The following is a 20,326-nucleotide window of genomic DNA, read 5'->3' on the forward strand; positions in this document are numbered from 1 at the left end:
ATTAATAAGAAATAATAATGTATTTTGATGTAGTTAAATTTTATATCATTAAACCAAACATACATTTAGAAATAGAATTTAATTTGAAAATAGTAATTGCATGTTGAAACAAAATGAACTAGTAAAAATAGTTGTTAGAGAGAATAAAGTAATTGAGAATTTTTATTTTATTATTTACTTAATGGAGTAAAAGTTAAAAAATGATAAATTATGTAGAATTAATTAAAATTTACTGGTCTTATAAAGAAACTTATTTTTTGAATAAAATTCCAGAAATTGCGTGTGAGGCAGTTATTAACGGAGAAAATCACCCAGCTATTCTTGAATTGGCTTCATTATGCAATCCAGATATTCCAGAAATAGATGATGTATTAATCAAATATTATAATGAGTTTCATATTCCAAAAAATCTGGCTATGCGTTATTTAGTTTTAGATATATTAAATAAAGTTATAGATAAGCAAATTTCTCCTTATGATGGGACATTTGAAATTTGCGAGTACTATTATGAAAATGATTATCCGGAGGAATTAATTAATTTCTGGCGTTTAAAATTCGCTTATATTGAAGCAATTTCAGAGGAAGAAAAAACTGAATGTGAAAAATCTATAATTGATGAGTGTAAAAAAATGCAAGTAAATTCAAAATGCTTAAGCACATGTAGTGGGTGATTGCTATATCCTAGCAATTCTTACACCAACTAGACACAGAAAACCTTCTTTGAAGCAGCTTTAAAGAAGGTTTTCTTAATATTTTAAAACAAGTAATTTAGAGAAACTAAGTATTCTTTAGTTTCTCTATTTCAGAAAAGGGTAGATCTGTTATTTTACTGATCATTTCAATTGAAAAATGATTGGCTAAAAGGTTTAAAACAATTTCTTTGTTTCGGTTATTTACTCCCTCATCTTTCCCTTTAGCAAAACCTATTTGAACCCCTTCAGTTTTTCCTTTAGTAAAACCAATCTTTACTCCCTCTTCTCTAGCTCCATCCATATCTGTGTTGTAGTCAAGTTCATATTTTCTTCTGGCTTCGTACTTAGCCCTAGCAACTGGATCTTGGCTGATATATTCGAGTGTATTAAATGCTTTTTCAATTTCAGGTGTTTGCATAGCCATGACTGTCTCCTTTGAAGCACCTTTAAAAAAGTGCATCCATTTGTCCAGTTCATTGTAATACTGATCAGGGATTTTGGGAACTTCTAAAAAGTAAAGTTGGAAATCAGAACTAAAAATATATTTTGTATCAATGTCTAAGGTTTTAATTTTAGTAAAAAAATGTTCTTTGTGTTTAAAGAAATTAAAATTTAAAATATGAATACAAATAGCTGGTTTTAATGTTTTATATTTCTTTCCGCTAGTTAATTGTTGTTCATAAAGCTTCGCCCAGTAATACAAGCACCGTTTTTCATATTCATAGGTATTTTGTACTTGGATTTCTATATTGACAAAACTTTTATTATTAAGTTTAGCCAAGACATCTAGCCTAGTTTCCTTATCGTCTTCTTGATCTTTATTAATTTCTGTATTTAAATAAGTTAAAGAAATAATTTTTTCATCTTCTGGGTAATTTAACACGCTATTTAAAAAGTGGATTAAAACATCTTCTTTCTCCCCAAAAATGCGTTTAAAGACATAATCATTTTTAATATCAAGCAATTCAAATTCCATTACAGCTCCTTTCAAGTAAACGGAAAAGGAGCATAAATTAAAAAAAATGAAATGTGTGGTGCTGACCAGAAACTGAACAAAGTTGATAAAAAACTGAACATTGTGAATTTCTATTTAATATTTTTCTTTTCAGTATTAAAATAAATTTTTTAATTTCTCAAAATATTAAATTATTTCGGTAGGATATTAGGTTAATATTTTTTATGGATTAAATATCATTATTTACGTTAGATTTTAAGGATCAATATTAAAAATTTAATGAATATTAGAGAAACTAAGTATTCTTTAGTTTCTCTATTTCAGAAAAGGGTAGATCTGTTATTTTACTGATCATTTCAATTGAAAAATGATTGGCTAAAAGGTTTAAAACAATTTCTTTGTTTCTTTTGTACTCACCAATCTGAACTCCTTCAGTTTTTCCTTTAGTAAAACCTAGTTGCTCTCCCTCATTTTTCCCATTTTGAAAACCTTTAGTAAAACCAATCTTTACTCCCTCTTCCCTAGCCCCATCCATATCGGTGTTGTAGTCAAGTTCATATTTTCTTCTGGCTTCGTATTTTGCTCTAGCAATTGGATCTTGGCTGATATATTCCAATGTACTAAATGCTTTTTTAATTTCAGGTGTTTGCATAGCCATGACGGTCTCCTTTGAAGCACCTTTAAAAAAGTGCATCCATTTATCCAGTTCATTATAATACTGATCTGGGATTTTTGGAACTTCTAAAAAGTAGAGTTGAAAATCGTGGGAAAAAACTTTTCTTGTTTCTGTATCTAACGGTTTAATTTTTGTCATAAAATAATCTTTATCTTTAAAGAAATTAAAATTTAAAATATGAATACAGATTGCAGGTTTTAATGACTTATATTTTTTTCCGCTAGTTAATTGTTGTTCATAAAGTTTTGCCCAGTAATATAAACACCGTTTTTCATATTCATAGGTATTTTGTACTTGGATTTCTATATTTACAAAACTTTCATTGTTGAGTTTGGCCAAGACATCTAACCTAGTTTCCTTATCATCTTCCTGATCCTTATTTATTTCAGTATTTAGGTAAGTTAAAGAAATAATTTTTTCATCTTCTGGATAATTTAACACACTATTTAAAAAGTGAATTAAAATATCTTCTTTCTCACCAAAAATGCGTTTAAAGACATAATCATTTTTAATATCAAGTAATTCAAATTCCATTCCAGCTCCTTTCAAGTAAACGGAAAAGGAGCATAAATTAAAAAAAATGAAATGTGTGGAGCTGAACAGAAACTGAACAAAGTTGATAAAAAAATGGTCAAAGTGATTAAGTATTAAAAAATATATTTTTATATATTAAAATTTAAATTTTAAAATTAATTAATTTTTTAAAAAAATTGCAATGATTTAAAACATAAAGATAAATAAAAATTCTTGCTTACTATTGGGACTATTGTTTCTTCTTAGAATAAAATTTTATTTATTAACTTAACTATTTGATATAATTAATAAAAATATTAAAGAAGATGTAATATTAGGTTGATTTCAGTAACTAATTGGGTTATAATGGGTTACAAGGAGGTTACTATGCCAAAACAAAGAAAACAAATGCCACACCAGTCTAGCGTTCGTTGGGACGAAGATTTGCACCCATTAGTCGAAGAATGGTTTGAAAAAAATCCGGGTTGGACTATTTCACAATTGGCCAATCAAGCCATTAGAAAATTTGTACTTTCTCCTTATACAACTAATCCAGTTGAATTAGTTTCAATTAATAGTGAAGAAGGATTAAATCTAGCAGATAAAGCTATAATTGAACATGCAGATGCCTTGGAACGTCTTAAATGAAAATTAAAGTAATAGAAACAGAATTAGTAATTGAAATTAATAAAAGAATAACTTTACCGCTAGAACAAAAGCATGTTTGTGCACAACCAGAAAAAATAGAGAGTGCTTTACATGCAGCAATTTATCCAGGAAATTTTCCATTTGTACATGGTGGTATTGTTGATATTGCTGCTGCGTTATTTTTTTACATTATAAAATCTCATGCTTTTTTTGATGGAAATAAACGAACAGCTTTAATTACTGCAATTGTCTTTTTAGAAAGCAATGGGTGGACTTTAAAATACCCTCTTAGTCCAAAGAATAACGAAATAGCAACTTTAGCTGATGAATGTGCTGCTAGTATAAAAAATTTAGATCAAGTAAAGAAATGGTTTCAGATGCATAAAGTTAAAATAAAACAACTAAATAAATAATTTTTAGTGCTTATTTTAATTTTAATGAAAACATTTTTTTAAAAATAATTAATTGAAGATAATCTGAACTAGAGAAACTAAATATTCTTTAGTTTCTCTAGTTCAGAAATGGGTAGATCTGTTATTTTACTGATCATTTCAATTGAAAAATGATTGGCTAAAAGGTTTTTTGCTATTTCAATTTTTTGATCATGTTTCCCATTTTGAAAACCTTTAGTAAAACCAATCTGTAATCCCTCTTCTCTAGCTCCATCCATATCGGTGTTGTAGTCAAGTTCATATTTTCTTCTGGCTTCGTATTTTGCTCTAGCAATGGGATCTTGGCTGATATATTCAAGTGTATTAAATGCTTTTTCAATTTCAGGTGTTTGCATAGCCATGACAGTCTCCTTTGAGGCACCTTTAAAAAAGTGCATCCATTTATCCAGTTCATTATAATACTGATCTGGGATTTTGGGAACTTCTAAAAAGTAAAGTTGGAAATCGTGAGAAAAAACTTTTCTTGTTTCTGTATCCAACGGTTTAATTTTAGTCATAAAATAATCTTTATCTTTAAAGAAATTAAAATTTAAAATATGAATACAAATAGCGTAAATCGTCGAACCTTCACACATTGCCGAGTAAACGTCAATGCAGTAACTTAATTTTATAATTTAATTTATAGTGATTTATTTACGTAATTTGATAAATGAATAAGAATTGTTTCTTTATCCGCTGTCTATATTATTAAATTCTTTTGGGGTAAAGACGTTTTTCCCAGCATGAATATCCTTAACAAGCATTGAAAAATATTCTCTAGGATTTATTCCATTTAATTTACAAGACTCTACAAGAGTAAACATAATAGATGCTGTTTTTGCACCTTGTTTTGAATGAGTTCCATACCAAGTTTTTCTTCCTATAACAGGACTTCTAAGTTGTCTTTCTTGGTGATTATTATCAATGGGCAATTCAATATTTTCGATAAATCTTGTAAGCCCTTCATAGTTTTTTAAAAAATAGTTTATAGCGATTGCTAGTGTACTTTGAGCAGAAACTCCTTGTAACAATTTTTTTCCTATTATCTTCATGTCTTCAAAGAGTGCTTTCATTTGATTTCTATTTTTTTGCAGTAGTTGAGGATCTTTTTTTCCATCTGATTCTAACCTATAAATTTCATGATACTGTTCAATGAAGAATTTACTTTCAGGGAATTTTTCAGCTTCCATGAATTTGCGACGACTATGCGCATTGCAATAAATATTTTTAATTAATGGAATATTTTTATTCTCTCGCTTTTTATTTACTTCTGTTGTTGATTTAACGTAACCGGAATAAATGTCACTGACTAAATATTCACACTTAGATTTGCCAAGAATCTCAGAAGCGACATCGCCTGATCTGGTATTCCTGATTTCAAAGTATGAGCTTTGTTTGTTGGAAAATCCCCATAAATACCAGCTCTTTTTTTCATCTCCTTCTAACATGCGGTGAGGGGTTTCATCCGCATGTAATACGTTTGAAGATAATATTTCTTCCTTTACTTTATTATATGCCAGTTCAACATATTCGGCTAGTTTATGTGTCGTACCTATTAAACTATTGGGTGGTAAATCCACAAAGCCTTCACGCCCTGCTATTGAACTGTATCTTTCAATAGGGATGAGATCACAGTACTTTGTCATTGCAACATCGACTATCATTTCGTCACTATAAACTGAACTTGGTATTATTTTTTTAGGAGTAGGAGCAGTCTTAATATCTCCATGACATTTGGTACACCGGTATTTATGTCGCTTTTGTTTTATTATGTAGTAATCTTTTGGCTCTGTTGTTAAAAACTCACTATCTTCAGTCATTCCAGAATCACGCATTTGTGAACCACAGCAGTTGCAAATAGGCAGTTCCTTAAATTCTACATGTTCTTCAATTATTTCTGCTTCAGGATATCGCTCAGATGGAAGTCTTTTAATTTCTTTGGCACGTTTTTTTGAGCTGTTTTTCTTTATATTATCAGATGGTTCCGAAGTATTTTTATCTTTTACAATCCTTTCAGATTTTTCTCTAAATATCCTTCGTCTAAGTAATACAAGTTGCCCCTCAACTTCAACAATTTTATCCAGTAACTCTTTATTATGCTTTTTTAAGCTATCTCGTTCTTCAAGAATGAGATTGTGTTTTTGAATAAATTCATTATGAGAATTTAATATTTTCTCAGTATATTTCTTTTGATTTTCAAAGAATTCAATCAGCTGTTTGCTATTGAATTTTAAAAGATCATTCGCGGTAATTTTTTCGAATAGATTTTTTTCCATTCGCGCAAGATAACACCTAGTTCATTAAATTTCAAGTGTTTGATTTGGTTATGTATTTTCTAATTTCTGCAGGACTTTCAACAAATCTTTTGTTTAGATCTGTTCCTTCAAAAAATAAACTAAATTCAGCTTGAGTAAGAATAATTTCTTTTTTATACCTCGGATTTATTCTTGAAAATAAACCTTTTTCTAGCCTTTTGGATATGATTACGAGTCCAGTACCATCATAATAAAGGCACTTACTTACAAGAAGACCTTTTCTTATTTATAAATAAAAATAAATGTCCCGAAAAAGGATCCTTACGAAGAACATTTTTTGCGCGATTAAATAACCCATCATACGATTCTCGCATATCCGTGGGACTCTTATTTACATATATCTTTGTTCTTCTATTAAAATTAATCATGCGCTTTTCTTTAAATAATCCAATAAAAAATCTATGTTTGAAAATCGAATCAATTTACCACCTGGTAACACTAACTCTGCAGCACCACATACAGATGTTGTTACTGTTGCATGTTCTGAATTTAAATTTTGTTCCGTTGATATCTTTATTTGTTTAAAATCTTCGTCACTAAAGTGACCTTCTCTTTTTAACCTTTTTGCTTTACCAATTAAAGATGCCATTTGGGCATGAGTAAAACCTAAAGTACCATAAAATTCCTTACTAGAACCTGTCCAATTCTCCCATGCTAATAACACTTCAAACAATATGTCATCGGGGACATGCTTTAAATACCCTTTATCTGATACATAAGAACTTAACTTCCTTTTTAAGGTTACATTCTCCATTATCATCTCCTTTCTCTTCTTTTATGATGACTATTTTAATCTAACAAATTTAATTTTTATTGAAATGTGGGCTTGTGCGATGATTTACCAAATAGCTGGTTTTAATGTTTTATATTTCTTTCCGCTAGTTAATTGTTGTTCATAAAGCTTCGCCCAGTAATACAAGCACCGTTTTTCATATTCATAAGTATTTTGCACTTGAATTTCAATGTTGACAAAACTTTCATTATTAAGTTTTGCTAAGACATCTAGCCTTGTTTCCTTATCGTCTTCTTGGTCTTTATTTATTTCTGTATTTAAGTAAGTTAAAGAAATAATTTTTTCACTTTCCGGATAATTTAACACACAATTTAAAAAGTGAATTAAAATATCTTCTTTCTCACCAAAAATGCGTTTAAAAACATAATCATTTTTAATATCAAGCAATTCAAATTCCATTAGATCTCCTTTCAAGTAAACGGAAAAGAAGCATAAATTAAAAAAAATGAAATGTGTGGAGCTGATCAGAAACTGAACAAAGTTGATAAAAAACTGAACATTGTGAATTTCTATTTAATATTTTTCTTTTCATTATTAAAATAAATTTTTTAATTCCTCAAAATATTAAATTAAATTATTTCGGTAGGTTATTAGGTCAATATTTTTTTATGGATTAAATATCACTATTTTCGTTAGATTTTAAGGATCAATTAAAAATTTAATGAATATTAGAGAAACTAAATATTCTTTAGTTTCTCTAGTTCAGAAATGGGTAGATCTGTTATTTTACTGATCATTTCAATTGAAAAATGATTGGCTAAAAGGTTTTTTGCTATTTCAATTTTTTGATCATGTTTCCCATTTTGAAAACCTGTAGTAAAACCCTCTTCCCTAGCCCCATCCATATCGGTGTTGTAGTCAAGTTCATATTTTCTTCTGGCTTCGTATTTTGCTCTAGCAATGGGATCTTGGCTGATATATTCAAGTGTATTAAATGCTTTTTCAATTTCAGGTGTTTGCATAGCCATGACGGTCTCCTTTGAAGCACCTTTAAAAAAGTGCATCCATTTGTCCAGTTCATTATAATACTGATCTGGGATTTTGGGAACTTCTAAAAAATAGAGTTGGAAATCGTGGGAAAAAACTTTTCTTGTTTCTGTATCCAACGGTTTAATTTTTGTCATAAAATAATTTTTATCCTTAAAGAAATTAAAATTTAAAATATGGATACAAATAGCTGGTTTTAAAGTTTTATATTTCTTTCCGCTAGTTAATTGTTGTTCATAAAGTTTAGCCCAGTAATACAAGCAACGTTTTTCATACTCATAAGTGTTTTGTACTTGGATTTCAATATTCACAAAACAATCATTGTTGAGCTTTGCCAACACATCTAGCCTTGTTTCCTTATCATCTTCTTGGTCTTTATTAATTTCAGTATTTAAATATGTTAAGGAAATAATTTTTTCATTTTCCGGATAATTTAACACACTATTTAAAAAGTGAATTAAAATATCTTCTTTCTCCCCAAAAATGCGTTTAAAAACATAATCATTTTTAATATCAAGCAATTCAAATTCCATTAAATCTCCTTTCAAGTAAATAAAAAATGAACATAAATTAAAAATAATGAAATGTGTGGTGCTGACCAGAAAATGAACAAAGTTGATAAAAAACTGAACATTGTGAATTTCTATTTAATATTTTTCTTTTCATTATTAAAATAAATTTTTTAATTTCTCAAAATATTAAATTAAATTATTTCGGTAGGTTATTAGGTCAATATTTTTTTATGGATCAAATATCATTATTTTCGTTGGATTTTAAGGATCAATATTAAAAATTTAATGAATATTAGAGAAACTAAGTATTCTTTAGTTTCTCTATTTCAGAAATTGTTAAATCTGTTATTTTACTAATCATTTCAATTGAAAAATTATTTATTAAAAGATTTTTTGCTATTTCAAATTTTTGTTCATTTTTCCCTTTAGCAAAACCCTCTTCCCTAGCCCCATCCATATCGGTGTTGTAATCAAGTTCATATTTTCTTCTGGCTTCGTATTTAGCTCTAGCAATGGGATCTTGGCTGATATATTCAAGTGTATTAAATGCTTTTTCAATTTCAGGTGTTTGCATTGCCATGACGGTCTCCTTTGAAGCACCTTTAAAAAAGTGCATCCATTTATCCAGTTCATTATAATACTGATCTGGGATTTTGGGAACTTCTAAAAAGTAAAGTTGGAAATCGTGAGAAAAAACTTTTCTTGTTTCTGTATCCAACGGTTTAATTTTAGTCATAAAATAATCTTTATCTTTAAAGAAATTAAAATTTAAAATATGAATACAAATAGCTGGCTTTAAGGTTTTATATTTTTTTCCGCTAGTTAATTGTTGTTCATAAAGCTTCGCCCAGTAATACAAGCACCGTTTTTCATATTCATAAGTATTTTGTACTTGGATTTCTATATTTACAAAACTTTCATTGTTGAGTTTAGCTAAGACATCTAACCTTGTTTCTTTATCATCTTCTTGATCCTTATTAATTTCCGTATTTAAATAAGTTAAGGAAATAATTTTTTCATTTTCCGGATAATTTAACACACTATTTAAAAAGTGAATTAAGATATCTTCTTTCTCCCCAAAAATACGTTTAAAAACATAATCATTTTTAATATCAAGCAATTCAAGTTCCATTACATTTCCTTTCTTATAAACGGAAAAAGAGCTTAAATAAAATTTAATGAAATGTATGGTGGTAGATAGAAAGTGAACAAAAAGTAGTTAAAAATTGGGCAGAGAAAATATTTATTTAACTTGTTTTATTTTTATGTATTTAAAAATTTATCTTTTTTCTTACTAATATTTTTTAATTAATATTATATAATTTTTTCAACCGCATTGAATTTATTTCTAAAAAAATAGGATCTATAGCACTTACATTAGGATATGTAATAAAATATTTGCATTAAATTCCACTTTGTACTGTTTCTTAAATATATATCACAATTTAAGCTAGGAAATTTTTAAAAGTATACTAGAAAAATTTTCTAACTCTCGATTAATTAAAATTCATTTGTTTACTTCATCAAGCAGTGAAATTTTATTGCTTAATCATTAATAAAAAAAATTATAATTTAAAATATAATATGTTAAATTATTCTAATAAAATTATAAATTTAAATAAGAAAATAAAATATTACAATTTTAAAGTTAATTAATTGCTAAATTTAAATAATTAAACAATTAATTAATTCTTGTTGTTAAAAAAAGAAAAAGTATTAATTAGTATGAATCAGTATGAATCAGTATTTAATTAATTTTTTAATTTACTGTTGATCGGTTTTTATTGTCATGCTAAGAGATTTCAGATTTTAATAACAATTTTTATAGGAGAAATAACATGAAGTCTATTTTATTGAAACATTTGAGGGTTAATTCTGTAGTTTTTTTTGCCTCAATTTCATTAGTCCCAGCATTTGCTAATGCTCTTGTGAATGTTGTAAACGTAGCTACTGGGAAATATTTAGATAGTAATAGTGCAGGAAATGCTTATGCTTTTGATGAGAATGGTGGAGATTACCAATTATGGGATGTCCAATGGTTTGATGGCGGAGTTGTTTCTTTTAGAAGCTATGGAACAGGCTTAACTTTAGATAGTAACGCTGCAGGGAACGCTTATACTTTAGTAGCTAACGGAGGGAACAATCAAAAGTGGGAACTTAAATATGAAAGCGATGGAAAATTTAGTTTAAGAAATGAAGAAACTGGAAAATGTTTAGATAGTAATGGGGCTGGAAAATTATATACTCTAGGGTGTAATGGTGGTAATTATCAATTATGGAGATTTGTTTGGCATTGATTGGAAATAATTTTTAAAGGTCCGAATTTCTTCTTCTTGTCATATGTTAAAATAGACTAATTTTATTAGTTCATTTTTTCAAATTGAGGATTACTTTGAATAATCAAGAAGGAGGATTTGATGAAGAAAATATGCTATAAATTTTTTCTACTATTTCCATTTTTTTTACTATTACCTGTTTTTGCAGATGCAAATAAAGATTTTCTTATAGATGAAAGTTTATTTAAAAATTTAAATATAAAAGAAAGTTTTTTAACTACACTTGACCCATTGTATAAAGAACGTCGTACTTTTTCAGGCTATAATTTTTTAAATATACTTTTCCAAAAAAAAATAGACTACAAGAAATATGATCTTATTACTTTTATTGCAAAAGATAAGTTTAAAATTTCTATACCCATTTCATTTTTAGAAAAATATAAACCATTCCTAGCTATACGTGATATTACCTTAAAAAATAAAATGAAGTGGCAAGATACTAGAGATGGAGGGAGAATAATTAATGGCGGACCATATTACTTACTGTGGCGTGAAGAAGATAAAGTACCAGTTGAATATTGGGCATTTGGAATAGTAGAAATAAATCTAAGTACTTTTCATGAAACATACGGGGCAAGTATTCCCAAAAATACTTCAAACGAGAAGGTTTTAAAAGGTTTTCAAGTATTTCAGGAGTCTTGTTCCGCTTGTCATTCTATGAACTTAATCGGTGGTCAGCTTGGCCTTGAAATGAATGTGCCCAAAAATTTTTCTGAATACTATTCCGTTGAGTATATTCAAGCCTATACTAAATCGCCAACCTCATTTAGAGCGAATGCAAAAATGCCGCCAGTAAAAATCTCTGAAGAACAATTTAATAATTTTTTCCTCTATTTAAAAGAGATGAAAGAAAATAAATTATGTAACAATGATTTAACATGCCAGAATTTAATGGATGCAAAGCTTTTAAAGAAATAATAAAAGAAATTAGATCTATTTATCCTATAAAAAGTGGGATAAAACTTATGATTAATTTTTAATTCTTATTTCTATAAAAATATAATAGTAACAGTGTTTTTTCATCGTAATTTCATAAATTAGACATCTTTCAAATGGTAAAATTTATTTCTTGAAACAGAAATACTTTTCCCATTGTTAGGATGACTTATGCAAAAAGAATTTGTAGATGAAAAATTAACAGGTTTTTCTAGATTTATTCAAGATGGAACTTATCAGCCTTTTAAAAAAAAGGAAGGAGGGCAAGAGTCCAAATCAGAATTAGGTGGAGTATATCAAACTACAGTTGGCAATACAAATTATTTAGTATTGTTCAAACAAGGAAGAAATGATGGCGAAACGATAAGTGAATTTATTGCTTCAAAATTTTATAATTATGCATTACATGGTTTAGGAGCGAGTGTATTTCTTGCAACAAAAAATGAGAGAACACAAACAAAAGTTTTAAATAAACAAAAATTGCATTCAGAGGTATACATAGGCTCTGTTTTTTTTCAAGAATTTAAAGAAATATTTAAATTAATGAATTTAAGAGATCGTCCTATTTTTCTTCAGACATTTCACGATAAAAAAGCAAAAAATTTTGTAACTCAATATAAAAATACAAATTTAGGTGAAGTATTAGCAGTGAACTTATGGCTTGGAGATTATGATACTCATATTGCAAATTTAGGATTAGCAAATATCAATGGTAATATGCATTTTGTTAAAATTGACCATGGATGGAGTTTTGCTGAAATCCAGAATCAAATGGATTACAAAAAGGTACCTTGGTCAAAATTAAATGGTTTTGGAAAACCAACAAATCACTTTTCTGATTATGATTATGGCGACTTTTATACAAATCCAAACTATTCTTTTGCACAAAAACTTTATGCATTAAAACAAATTGAGAGAGAAGATATTAGAAAAATTTTAATTCTATCTTTTAATGAATTGCAAATGTATTACAGCTTTAGTGCTTTTGAAGAGTTTGCACATTGGATAGGTTTTCCTAAAAAAAATCAAATTTCAATTAAAAATTTAATTCACTACTTAGAGGAAAAATTATATTTAAGAGCTATTAGTGGAATTGAAAGCATAAATAAAAATGGACTTTACTCGAATGAATTAGAAAGAAATGAATTGGCTAGTAAAGTTACATTAAAATTAATTTCATTTGGCTATGGATTGGGGAGATTAACAGAAAAAAATCTAGATCAGTATGATGACTGCGTGTTAAAAGAAGTAAAACATTTAGATAATCCTAGTAATCCAGATTACAATTTCTTTGGAAAGGATCGAGCTGTAAAAGGAAATAGATCTATTTTTTTTAATCCACGAACAGGACAACAAGAGTTTCGACAAATATCAGATACACGTGGAGAGCATACAAATAGAGCTTATTCAAAAAAATTATCTACAACTTTAATTCGCCCAGATGGAAATACTACATTTCATGGAAGTATAGAAAACCCAGTAGGATTTATTCATAATTTATTTCAGGTACACAACAAAAATTGGAAATATGTTTTTAAATCTAATGCAAATACAAATTCGAAATGGTGGGTTGGAAATCAAAAAATAAATAATATGTATTTAAAAGATATATACAAAGATCTTTATATTGAAATTGATCAATTAAGAAGTGATCTGCTTAATCATTCAAGAGAAAGACTCAGAGCAGATAATTATAATGAGCTTTTGGTTGGTTTAAATTCTCGTTCACTGTGTGGTATGTTCACACCATTAGCTGGAACAAAAAATATTTTAAATTTAGCTTCCTCTTATCTCGCAGCAATAAGAATTTTAAAAAAGGATTTTCTTCCTACATTTATTTTTAGTGAAAGAAGTCGGATTGATAAAAAAATAAAAAAAGCAATCATACATCCTTTGACTTTGGAAGAAGTAATTGAGTGTTTATTAGTTGAAATGAAAACTAAATCAAAAGAGTTTTTAATGTTTCACTATACAATATTCCAAGAAAATTATGAACCAAGTAAATTTAGTTCAGAGACATATATTGTTCAAGTTAAATCAATCCTATACACCAAATTTGTTCATCATTCACAACGGTATGAAATAGAAAATTATTATAGGCAAAAATTAAATGAAGCATATTCGAAAGGATTAAGAAATATTGGTCAATATGAAATGCCTCGACAGGTTGATATACAGCCAGAAATCTATGTTACACGTTTATAATATTTAATGCAGAGGTATAAATTTTAATTGTAACTCTTTATTATTATCAAAAGTACAATAGTCATTTAAATTATAACAATTGACGCTTTTAGTAATGGTACCTAACTGAAATTCGCTCCCTTTTTTATTTAAAGAAAAGTATGAAGTGTTTTTTATTGTATTTGTAGTTAAATAATTTTTATTGTTTTTGGTATTTAAAAATTTAATCCGAACTGGAGCAGTTTTTAAAATACTTCTACTTGTTGATATAATAGGTTCTTGCAATTTATGCTCTAACTTGCTTCCATTGCAAATAAAAGGACTGGACTCACTAGGTTCAAGAACTACAATGTTTGAATTTTTGGTATTATTATATTGCAATTTAATATAAGCAAAAGAAAAATCATACCATAAATTGTAGATTGAAAAATTTCCTTTATATTCATTATTTTGTTCAATTATAGCGGCATAAGGTTTACAGTAATCCATAATTCTTAAATCTATATCTACGGCGTAAGAAAACGAATCAATATAATTATTATAATTTTCTTCTTCAAATTCATCTTGTTCTTTAATGGGAGCGAAACATGCTAGTGCACTTGATGAAACTAAAAAAGCAATTGAGGCAGCAAGTATTTTCATAAAAACCCCTTAAAATCAAAATTAGAAAAGTTTATTTTATGAAATTTATTAAAAACATAAAACATAATATTTTCTATCAAAAATACTTTTGGTAAGCAATTTAATAAAATTTAAATTATTTTTTTTTATTTTTTTAAAGATGTTAAGAATGAATTTTTTAATTTAACTTAAAATAAATAAATAAATTTCAGAAAATATAAGAAAAACTTTGATATACCGCTTTTGTTAATCGGTTGTTTCATCGAAAAGAAAATCCTTAGCAATTTGAGCTTTAAGCTTAGACAGGGAATCTTTCGAACCATCCGATAAGACTAGAACAGTATCATCACCAGCTATGGTTCCACATAAATATTTATAACCATTTTCTATTCCTGATTTTTCCTCGAAACTCAATTTTTCATCTATTACGATTGCAAGCGAATTTGCATGTCCTGGAAGGGTATGTAACACGAGAATATTTGGTTGTGAGAGTTTTATTTCAAGTATTTGACTTTGTGTTTTCGTAAATTGATCTAAGACTGTGTAGTAATTATTTATTTTTGCAATTCCTAACTTTTTAAGTCTTCGAGATAAGCTTGATTGCGGGATATCAATACCTAATGTCTTAAGTTTTTCAACTAACTCATTCTGTTGAGAAATTTTTTGCCCTTTAATGGTATCGACAATAATGCGATCTTCTTGTTGCGTATTTTGTTTCATTATAAAATCCTGATTAATAAAAATGGCAAAGCATTTGGCATGCAATATTTCAATATTAAACAAGCCTGTTCCAAGTTAAATTAAAGAGCGCTTGATCAGATGTCAAATAATCTCAAAAAGGAAATTTCTTGATTCAATAGAGCATCTAAGTATAAGATATTTAATTAGATAAATTACCTGTATTAATAAATGGAAGTGATTTTTTTTGGTGTTGGAGAAAAATTTTATGAAATTAAAGATTTGTTTTCTTCAATCAGTTTTTTTTATTTTGACATTGTTTGATATAAAAGCATATTCTGAAAAACAAAGCTCAAATTTAAGAGAGAAAGTTAGATCTTTAAAAGTTTGCACAACTGGTGGATTTGTTCCTTTTTCTTCTTACTCGAATGGAGCTTGGATAGGATTTGACATTGAGATGATTCAGGAATTTAGTAAGATAAACCATTTTAAATATAGAATTTACAATTTCAATATAGATGATATTTTTCAAGCTCTAAAAGAAAATAAATGTGATCTTATTGCAGCTGGAATAACAATAACAGATGAAAGAAAAAAAGATTTTTTATTTAGTTTTCCATATTATACTAGTGGTATTGTATATTTATATAGCAAAGGAAATTCAGAAATTGATAGGCTTGAAAAGTTTGAAATGCTTAATTCTGCAAAATTCAAAGTTGGAGTGAAATTAGGAACTACAAACGATTATTTTGCAGTAAAGTATTTAGGAAATGCAAATATTACTAAATATACAGATTATACTGAAATTTTAAACGCTGTTAAAATTGGAGCAGTTGACTATGTCATTGTTGATTTAAGTTTTGCTGCATTTATTGAGAAAAAAAATCCAAATCAATTTCTTTTTAAATTAACACCTGAAGATCATGAAATGTATGGAATTGCAGCAAGAAAAAATAATAAAGATTTGATAAATAGCTTTAATTTGTTTTTAGATAAATGGAAAAATTCAGGAAAGTATGAAAAAACATTAAAAAAATATTTTAATTAATTAAAAAAATAAAAGAACCAAAATTTTGACATTAAATTTAAATAAAAGCAGTACGATAAAAAATCGCATTTTCAATTTGAGGTAAGTATGTCAAATGATAAAAATATGAAAAGAATTGTAATTGCTTCATCTCTTGGAACAGTATTTGAGTGGTATGATTTTTATCTTTATGGAACCTTGGCTGTCTTCTTTGGTTCTTTATTTTTTCCAAAAGGAAATGAAACTGCGGGGTTTTTAGCAAGTCTTGCAACTTTTGGAGCTGGTTTTGCTGTTCGCCCATTTGGGGCTATTATTTTTGGTAGAATTGGTGATTTATTTGGAAGAAAATATACATTCTTAATTACAATAATTGTAATGGGACTTTCTACAGCTCTTGTAGGATTGTTACCAACTTATGAACAGCTGGGAATTTTTGCACCTATTTTGTTAACTGTGTTACGTTTGACACAAGGGCTGGCTTTAGGTGGGGAATATGGTGGAGCAGCAACTTATGTTGCTGAACATGCTCCACATCAAAAACGTGGACTTCATACAAGTTTTATACAAACTACTGCTACTCTAGGTTTTCTTTTATCACTTATTGTTATTTTGTCTTGCCGGTTATCCTTAAGTGAAAATGATTTTAAAGTTTGGGGATGGAGAATTCCATTTTTAATATCAATTGTTCTATTAATTGTATCAGTATATATTCGTTTAAAATTGCACGAATCTCCTCTATTCTTAAAAATGAAAGAATCAGGAACTCGTTCACTCTCACCTTTAAGAGATAGTTTTACAAAAATACCAAATCTAAAATTAGTTTTATTATCATTATTCGGAGCCACCGCTGGGCAAGGTGTAGTTTGGTATACAGGACAGTTTTATGCACTTTTTTTTCTCCAAAATACTCTGAAAATAGATTTTAAAAATTCGTATTTAATGATTGCTGTTTCTCTAATTTTGGCCACGCCTTTTTTTATCTTTTTTGGAAAACTATCTGATAAAATAGGAAGAAAAAAAGTTATTTTAACAGGCTGTTTATTAGCAGCTATTGCATATATTCCAATTTTTAAAGCTATTACTTTCTATGGAAATCCTGCTTTGAGTGAAGCAATGGAAAAAAATCCAATAGTAATTGAGGCAAATAATTGCAAATCAGAATGTGAGCAATTAAAAGAATTTCTTTCAAAAAAAGGCTATAATTTTGATTTACAAACAAATACTAATATCCCAAGCGAGAGTTTATCTGTAAAAATAGGTTCAATGGAAATAAAATCTTTTGATGGAAAATTGGTGGAAGACGCTTTAATTGCTGCAAAATATCCAGCTACAGCAAATCCAAATGAAATTAATTATGTAGCTGTAATTCTTTTATTAACGATTTTAGTAATATTTGTTACCATGGTCTACGGGCCAATTGCGGCCTTTCTAGTAGAATTATTCCCTACAAATATTCGTTATACATCTATGTCGTTTCCTTATCACATAGGCAATGGTTGGTTTGGAGGATTCTTACCTTTAATTGCTGCTTCTATGGTAATTTACACAGGAAATATTTATGCTGGATTATATTATCCGATGGCAGTTGCATTTATGACCTTAATTATTGGTGGTTTATATCTTAAAGAAACGAAAGATAATAAAATGGATCGTTGAATTATTGGGGAATTATCATTTTTTTAAAATAAAGATCTTGTGAATACAATTTTACATAACTATCTTCATTAGTGTATCCCATTAAATCGTAATTTATTAAATACTTTGATATGTAATTTAACATTGGAATAATTGTGTAATTTTCTAATCCTTTTTTAGCAGCTTTTTGTAAAAGTTTATTTCTGACATTATAATCATTTTCTTGACTTGCTTTATCAAGAAGGGCATCAAATGTTTTATCATTCATAAAAGTATGATTTTCTTTGTGCTTTGATTTTAAGATGCTTAGATATTCAATTGCATCTATATAATTAGGATAAAATTTATTGATAGATAATTGATAATTTCCTTTTCTAACATCTTGAATATTGTTTTTAATTTCTTGTTTTTCTAGTGTTAAAGTAATATTTAAATTTTTTTCAAGCATTTCAGCAATACCTAAAGCTATTTTATGATTATCTGGGTAGTAGTTATATTTTAGCTTTAGACTCAAACGTTTTTTTTCATACCCTGCTTCTTTCATTAACTTTTTTGCTTCTAAGATCCTTTTTTCGTAAGTCCAAAAGGCCCAATCTGGGATATATACTTTATAGTCTTCAATATTATAAGGTACTATATCAAATATTTTAAATTCAGGTTTAGATAAAACTCTTTTTGCTAAATCAGATCTATCGATAACTAATGAGATTGCTTTTCTTAGTTTTACATTATTTTTAAAGGGCTCTATAGATGTATTAACCAGCAAAAGAACAGAGTCATTAGAAGGATTAAATTGTATTTGATTATCTACTAACTTATTTTCTAAATATGGTAAATCTTCAGATGAAATATTAGCACTAGTAATGTTAGCTTGACCTGTCAAGTACATGTTTATTTGTGAAAGAATATCTTCCATAAAAAAGTAAGTTACTTTATTTATTTGGACTTTATCTTTATTATAAAAGTAGGGATTTTTTTCTAAAATAATATATTTATCTTCTTCATATGATTGAATTTGATATGCTGAATTTGACATTGTTGGGAAATGTTCAATGAATTTACCGTTTTTATCGTAACTTCTTGGGTGCAAGCAAACATAATTAATGCTACTAAGAAGTTCTAAAAAATGGGGAAAAGGATGTTCGAGTTTTAAAAGGAGAGTTCGAGGATTTATTACTTGCACACCAAGAAATTTTTGTGACAGTTTTCCCTCAAACACTTTTTTACTATTCAAAATAGGAAAGGCGCTAAAGCCTACAATTGTTGAAATATTTGGATTCATAAGACGTTTTATTGGCAATGCACAATGTTCAGCTGTTACCTGAGTGCCGTCAGACCATTTTGCATTTGATCTAATCTTAAAAATATATGTTTTATTATTATCTTCTACTCTGTATGATTCAGCTATAGCCATAATGACTTTACCATTTCTATCTATACGAGTAAGACCTTCAAACATATCTTGGAGAATCTGTTCGGTGGGTTTATCATTTGTATTTGTTGGATCGAAGGTAATTGGTTTTCCTCCAGAAAACCTAGTTAATTCATCACGTAATACAACTTTTTGAGCTACGGCAACAAAATTAAAGTTACAAATCATGAAACAAAAAATTATTGTCTTTAGATATCTGATAAATTTTATGAAATGAGAAGTTTTTTGCATAAAAAATGACTCACAAATATATAGACTTATATGTTCATTCCTAATTTTGTAATCTGAACAAAAATAAATGACTAAAATTATTTTATATGACTTAAGCACTTCTAAGCAAGCAGATTATACTTTAAAACTTATTTATTCAGGAAAGATTAGAATAGGTAGTGAAATATTGTTCTTTTTATTGTTCAATGAAAAAGTTGTCTTTAAACATATTTAGGAGGGGGAATGTATTTACTAAGTATTAAAGAGTTAAAAATCGCAATTCTTGAGAATGGCTTATCAGAGCAAATACAATATATTTATTTGTTTATTTTTATAGCGTTTTTTTCTGTGTTTTCTGAAGTCTATGTTTTTTTTCCAACAACTCCTACAATATTTGACAAAATTCAGTCGATTCTTAGTATTTTAATTCAACTGGTGGGAATCTATTTGGCATATCGTATGCATGGAGGTAAGGAAGGAAACTCTTTTATTACCAAGTTTATTCCTATCTATGTTGTACTTGCATTCCGCTTTATCATTTTTACATTGCTGACAATGCTTGGAAGTATGCCATTATTATGGGGTCTTTCTTTTTTAATACCTAAAGATTACATGGGTGATTTGGCAAATATATTTTATTTTGCTTATATTCCTATTCTTGAAATTGTGTTTTATTTGCGATTGACAAAGCATTTAAAAGACTTAAAAGACGTAAAGATATAATATTATAATTATTTTCTCAGAA

Annotated in this window: 20 protein-coding genes; 9 read left to right on the forward strand and 11 right to left on the reverse strand. The window is 27.9% G+C overall.

Annotated features, from left to right (window positions below; genetic code table 11):
• The first annotated feature begins 200 nt into the window (after window positions 1-200).
• Entirely contained in the window at window positions 201-671 is a 471-nt protein-coding gene (locus QEJ31_RS10990) for a hypothetical protein (RefSeq protein WP_280590104.1), read from the forward strand.
• Between the two features lie 106 nt (window positions 672-777).
• On the opposite strand, the gene QEJ31_RS10995 is transcribed toward QEJ31_RS10990, so the two are convergent.
• On the reverse strand, window positions 778-1,668 hold the full coding sequence (locus tag QEJ31_RS10995; RefSeq protein WP_280590105.1) for an Rpn family recombination-promoting nuclease/putative transposase: 891 nt from the start codon (window positions 1,666-1,668) through the stop codon (window positions 778-780).
• A gap of 274 nt (window positions 1,669-1,942) precedes the next feature.
• The gene (locus QEJ31_RS11000) at window positions 1,943-2,857 is read right to left on the reverse strand and encodes an Rpn family recombination-promoting nuclease/putative transposase (RefSeq protein WP_280590106.1); all 915 of its coding nucleotides are present in this window, start codon (window positions 2,855-2,857) and stop codon (window positions 1,943-1,945) included.
• A gap of 366 nt (window positions 2,858-3,223) precedes the next feature.
• Between QEJ31_RS11000 and QEJ31_RS11005 the strand changes: the two genes are divergently transcribed.
• Window positions 3,224-3,484: a hypothetical protein gene (locus QEJ31_RS11005; RefSeq protein ID WP_280590108.1), complete on the forward strand. Its 261-nt coding sequence runs from the start codon at window positions 3,224-3,226 to the stop codon at window positions 3,482-3,484.
• Window positions 3,481-3,897 (forward strand): type II toxin-antitoxin system death-on-curing family toxin, encoded by a 417-nt coding sequence (locus QEJ31_RS11010; RefSeq protein ID WP_280590109.1) that lies wholly within the window; start codon window positions 3,481-3,483, stop codon window positions 3,895-3,897. Before QEJ31_RS11005 ends, QEJ31_RS11010 begins: the two co-directional genes overlap by 4 nt.
• 77 nt (window positions 3,898-3,974) lie before the next feature.
• Here the strand turns inward: QEJ31_RS11010 and QEJ31_RS11015 are convergent, their stop codons facing one another.
• The 6 genes from QEJ31_RS11015 to QEJ31_RS11040 form a co-directional block, all read right to left on the reverse strand.
• A complete protein-coding gene (locus QEJ31_RS11015) occupies window positions 3,975-4,511 on the reverse strand; it encodes an Rpn family recombination-promoting nuclease/putative transposase (RefSeq protein WP_280590111.1) in 537 nt (178 codons plus the stop codon).
• Between the two features lie 93 nt (window positions 4,512-4,604).
• Window positions 4,605-6,191, reverse strand: coding sequence for an IS66 family transposase (locus QEJ31_RS11020; RefSeq protein WP_280589758.1), 1,587 nt, complete (start codon window positions 6,189-6,191; stop codon window positions 4,605-4,607).
• A 403-nt stretch (window positions 6,192-6,594) separates the two neighbouring features.
• Window positions 6,595-6,984: a hypothetical protein gene (locus QEJ31_RS11025; protein ID WP_280589761.1), complete on the reverse strand. Its 390-nt coding sequence runs from the start codon at window positions 6,982-6,984 to the stop codon at window positions 6,595-6,597.
• An 84-nt stretch (window positions 6,985-7,068) separates the two neighbouring features.
• Complete coding sequence (locus tag QEJ31_RS11030; protein ID WP_280590112.1) at window positions 7,069-7,422, reverse strand: Rpn family recombination-promoting nuclease/putative transposase; 354 nt, start codon at window positions 7,420-7,422, stop codon at window positions 7,069-7,071.
• 278 nt (window positions 7,423-7,700) lie between these two features.
• Window positions 7,701-8,543 (reverse strand): Rpn family recombination-promoting nuclease/putative transposase, encoded by an 843-nt coding sequence (locus tag QEJ31_RS11035; RefSeq protein WP_280590116.1) that lies wholly within the window; start codon window positions 8,541-8,543, stop codon window positions 7,701-7,703.
• Between the two features lie 280 nt (window positions 8,544-8,823).
• Window positions 8,824-9,654, reverse strand: coding sequence for an Rpn family recombination-promoting nuclease/putative transposase (locus QEJ31_RS11040; protein WP_280590120.1), 831 nt, complete (start codon window positions 9,652-9,654; stop codon window positions 8,824-8,826).
• Between the two features lie 706 nt (window positions 9,655-10,360).
• On the opposite strand from QEJ31_RS11040, the gene QEJ31_RS11045 reads away from it, so the two are divergent.
• The 3 genes from QEJ31_RS11045 to QEJ31_RS11055 all read left to right on the forward strand — a co-directional run bounded on the left by QEJ31_RS11045 (window position 10,361) and on the right by QEJ31_RS11055 (window position 13,999).
• On the forward strand, window positions 10,361-10,819 hold the full coding sequence (locus tag QEJ31_RS11045) for an RICIN domain-containing protein (RefSeq protein WP_280590124.1): 459 nt from the start codon (window positions 10,361-10,363) through the stop codon (window positions 10,817-10,819).
• Window positions 10,820-10,939: 120 nt separating this feature from the next.
• Window positions 10,940-11,776, forward strand: a complete 837-nt coding sequence (locus tag QEJ31_RS11050; RefSeq protein ID WP_280590125.1) for a c-type cytochrome — start codon at window positions 10,940-10,942, stop codon at window positions 11,774-11,776.
• A 189-nt stretch (window positions 11,777-11,965) separates the two neighbouring features.
• A complete protein-coding gene (locus QEJ31_RS11055; RefSeq protein WP_280590127.1) occupies window positions 11,966-13,999 on the forward strand; it encodes a hypothetical protein in 2,034 nt (677 codons plus the stop codon).
• A gap of 3 nt (window positions 14,000-14,002) precedes the next feature.
• Here the strand turns inward: QEJ31_RS11055 and QEJ31_RS11060 are convergent, their stop codons facing one another.
• Together QEJ31_RS11060 and QEJ31_RS11065 are read right to left on the reverse strand one after the other, a co-directional pair.
• The gene (locus tag QEJ31_RS11060) at window positions 14,003-14,620 is read right to left on the reverse strand and encodes a hypothetical protein (protein ID WP_280590129.1); all 618 of its coding nucleotides are present in this window, start codon (window positions 14,618-14,620) and stop codon (window positions 14,003-14,005) included.
• A gap of 225 nt (window positions 14,621-14,845) precedes the next feature.
• On the reverse strand, window positions 14,846-15,319 hold the full coding sequence (locus QEJ31_RS11065; protein ID WP_280590131.1) for a hypothetical protein: 474 nt from the start codon (window positions 15,317-15,319) through the stop codon (window positions 14,846-14,848).
• Between the two features lie 226 nt (window positions 15,320-15,545).
• Here QEJ31_RS11065 and QEJ31_RS11070 point away from each other — a divergent pair, with 226 nt between their 5' ends.
• A complete protein-coding gene (locus tag QEJ31_RS11070; protein ID WP_280590133.1) occupies window positions 15,546-16,325 on the forward strand; it encodes an ABC transporter substrate-binding protein in 780 nt (259 codons plus the stop codon).
• An 87-nt stretch (window positions 16,326-16,412) separates the two neighbouring features.
• Window positions 16,413-17,960, forward strand: coding sequence for an MFS transporter (locus QEJ31_RS11075; RefSeq protein WP_280590135.1), 1,548 nt, complete (start codon window positions 16,413-16,415; stop codon window positions 17,958-17,960).
• A gap of 1 nt (window position 17,961) precedes the next feature.
• Here the strand turns inward: QEJ31_RS11075 and QEJ31_RS11080 are convergent, their stop codons facing one another.
• Entirely contained in the window at window positions 17,962-19,602 is a 1,641-nt protein-coding gene (locus QEJ31_RS11080) for a peptide ABC transporter substrate-binding protein (RefSeq protein ID WP_280590136.1), read from the reverse strand.
• Window positions 19,603-19,824: 222 nt separating this feature from the next.
• Here QEJ31_RS11080 and QEJ31_RS11085 point away from each other — a divergent pair, with 222 nt between their 5' ends.
• Window positions 19,825-20,304: a hypothetical protein gene (locus tag QEJ31_RS11085; RefSeq protein WP_280590137.1), complete on the forward strand. Its 480-nt coding sequence runs from the start codon at window positions 19,825-19,827 to the stop codon at window positions 20,302-20,304.
• The last annotated feature ends 22 nt before the right edge of the window (window positions 20,305-20,326 follow it).

The organism is Pigmentibacter sp. JX0631 (genome assembly GCF_029873255.1).
Taxonomy (GTDB): domain Bacteria; phylum Bdellovibrionota_B; class Oligoflexia; order Silvanigrellales; family Silvanigrellaceae; genus Silvanigrella.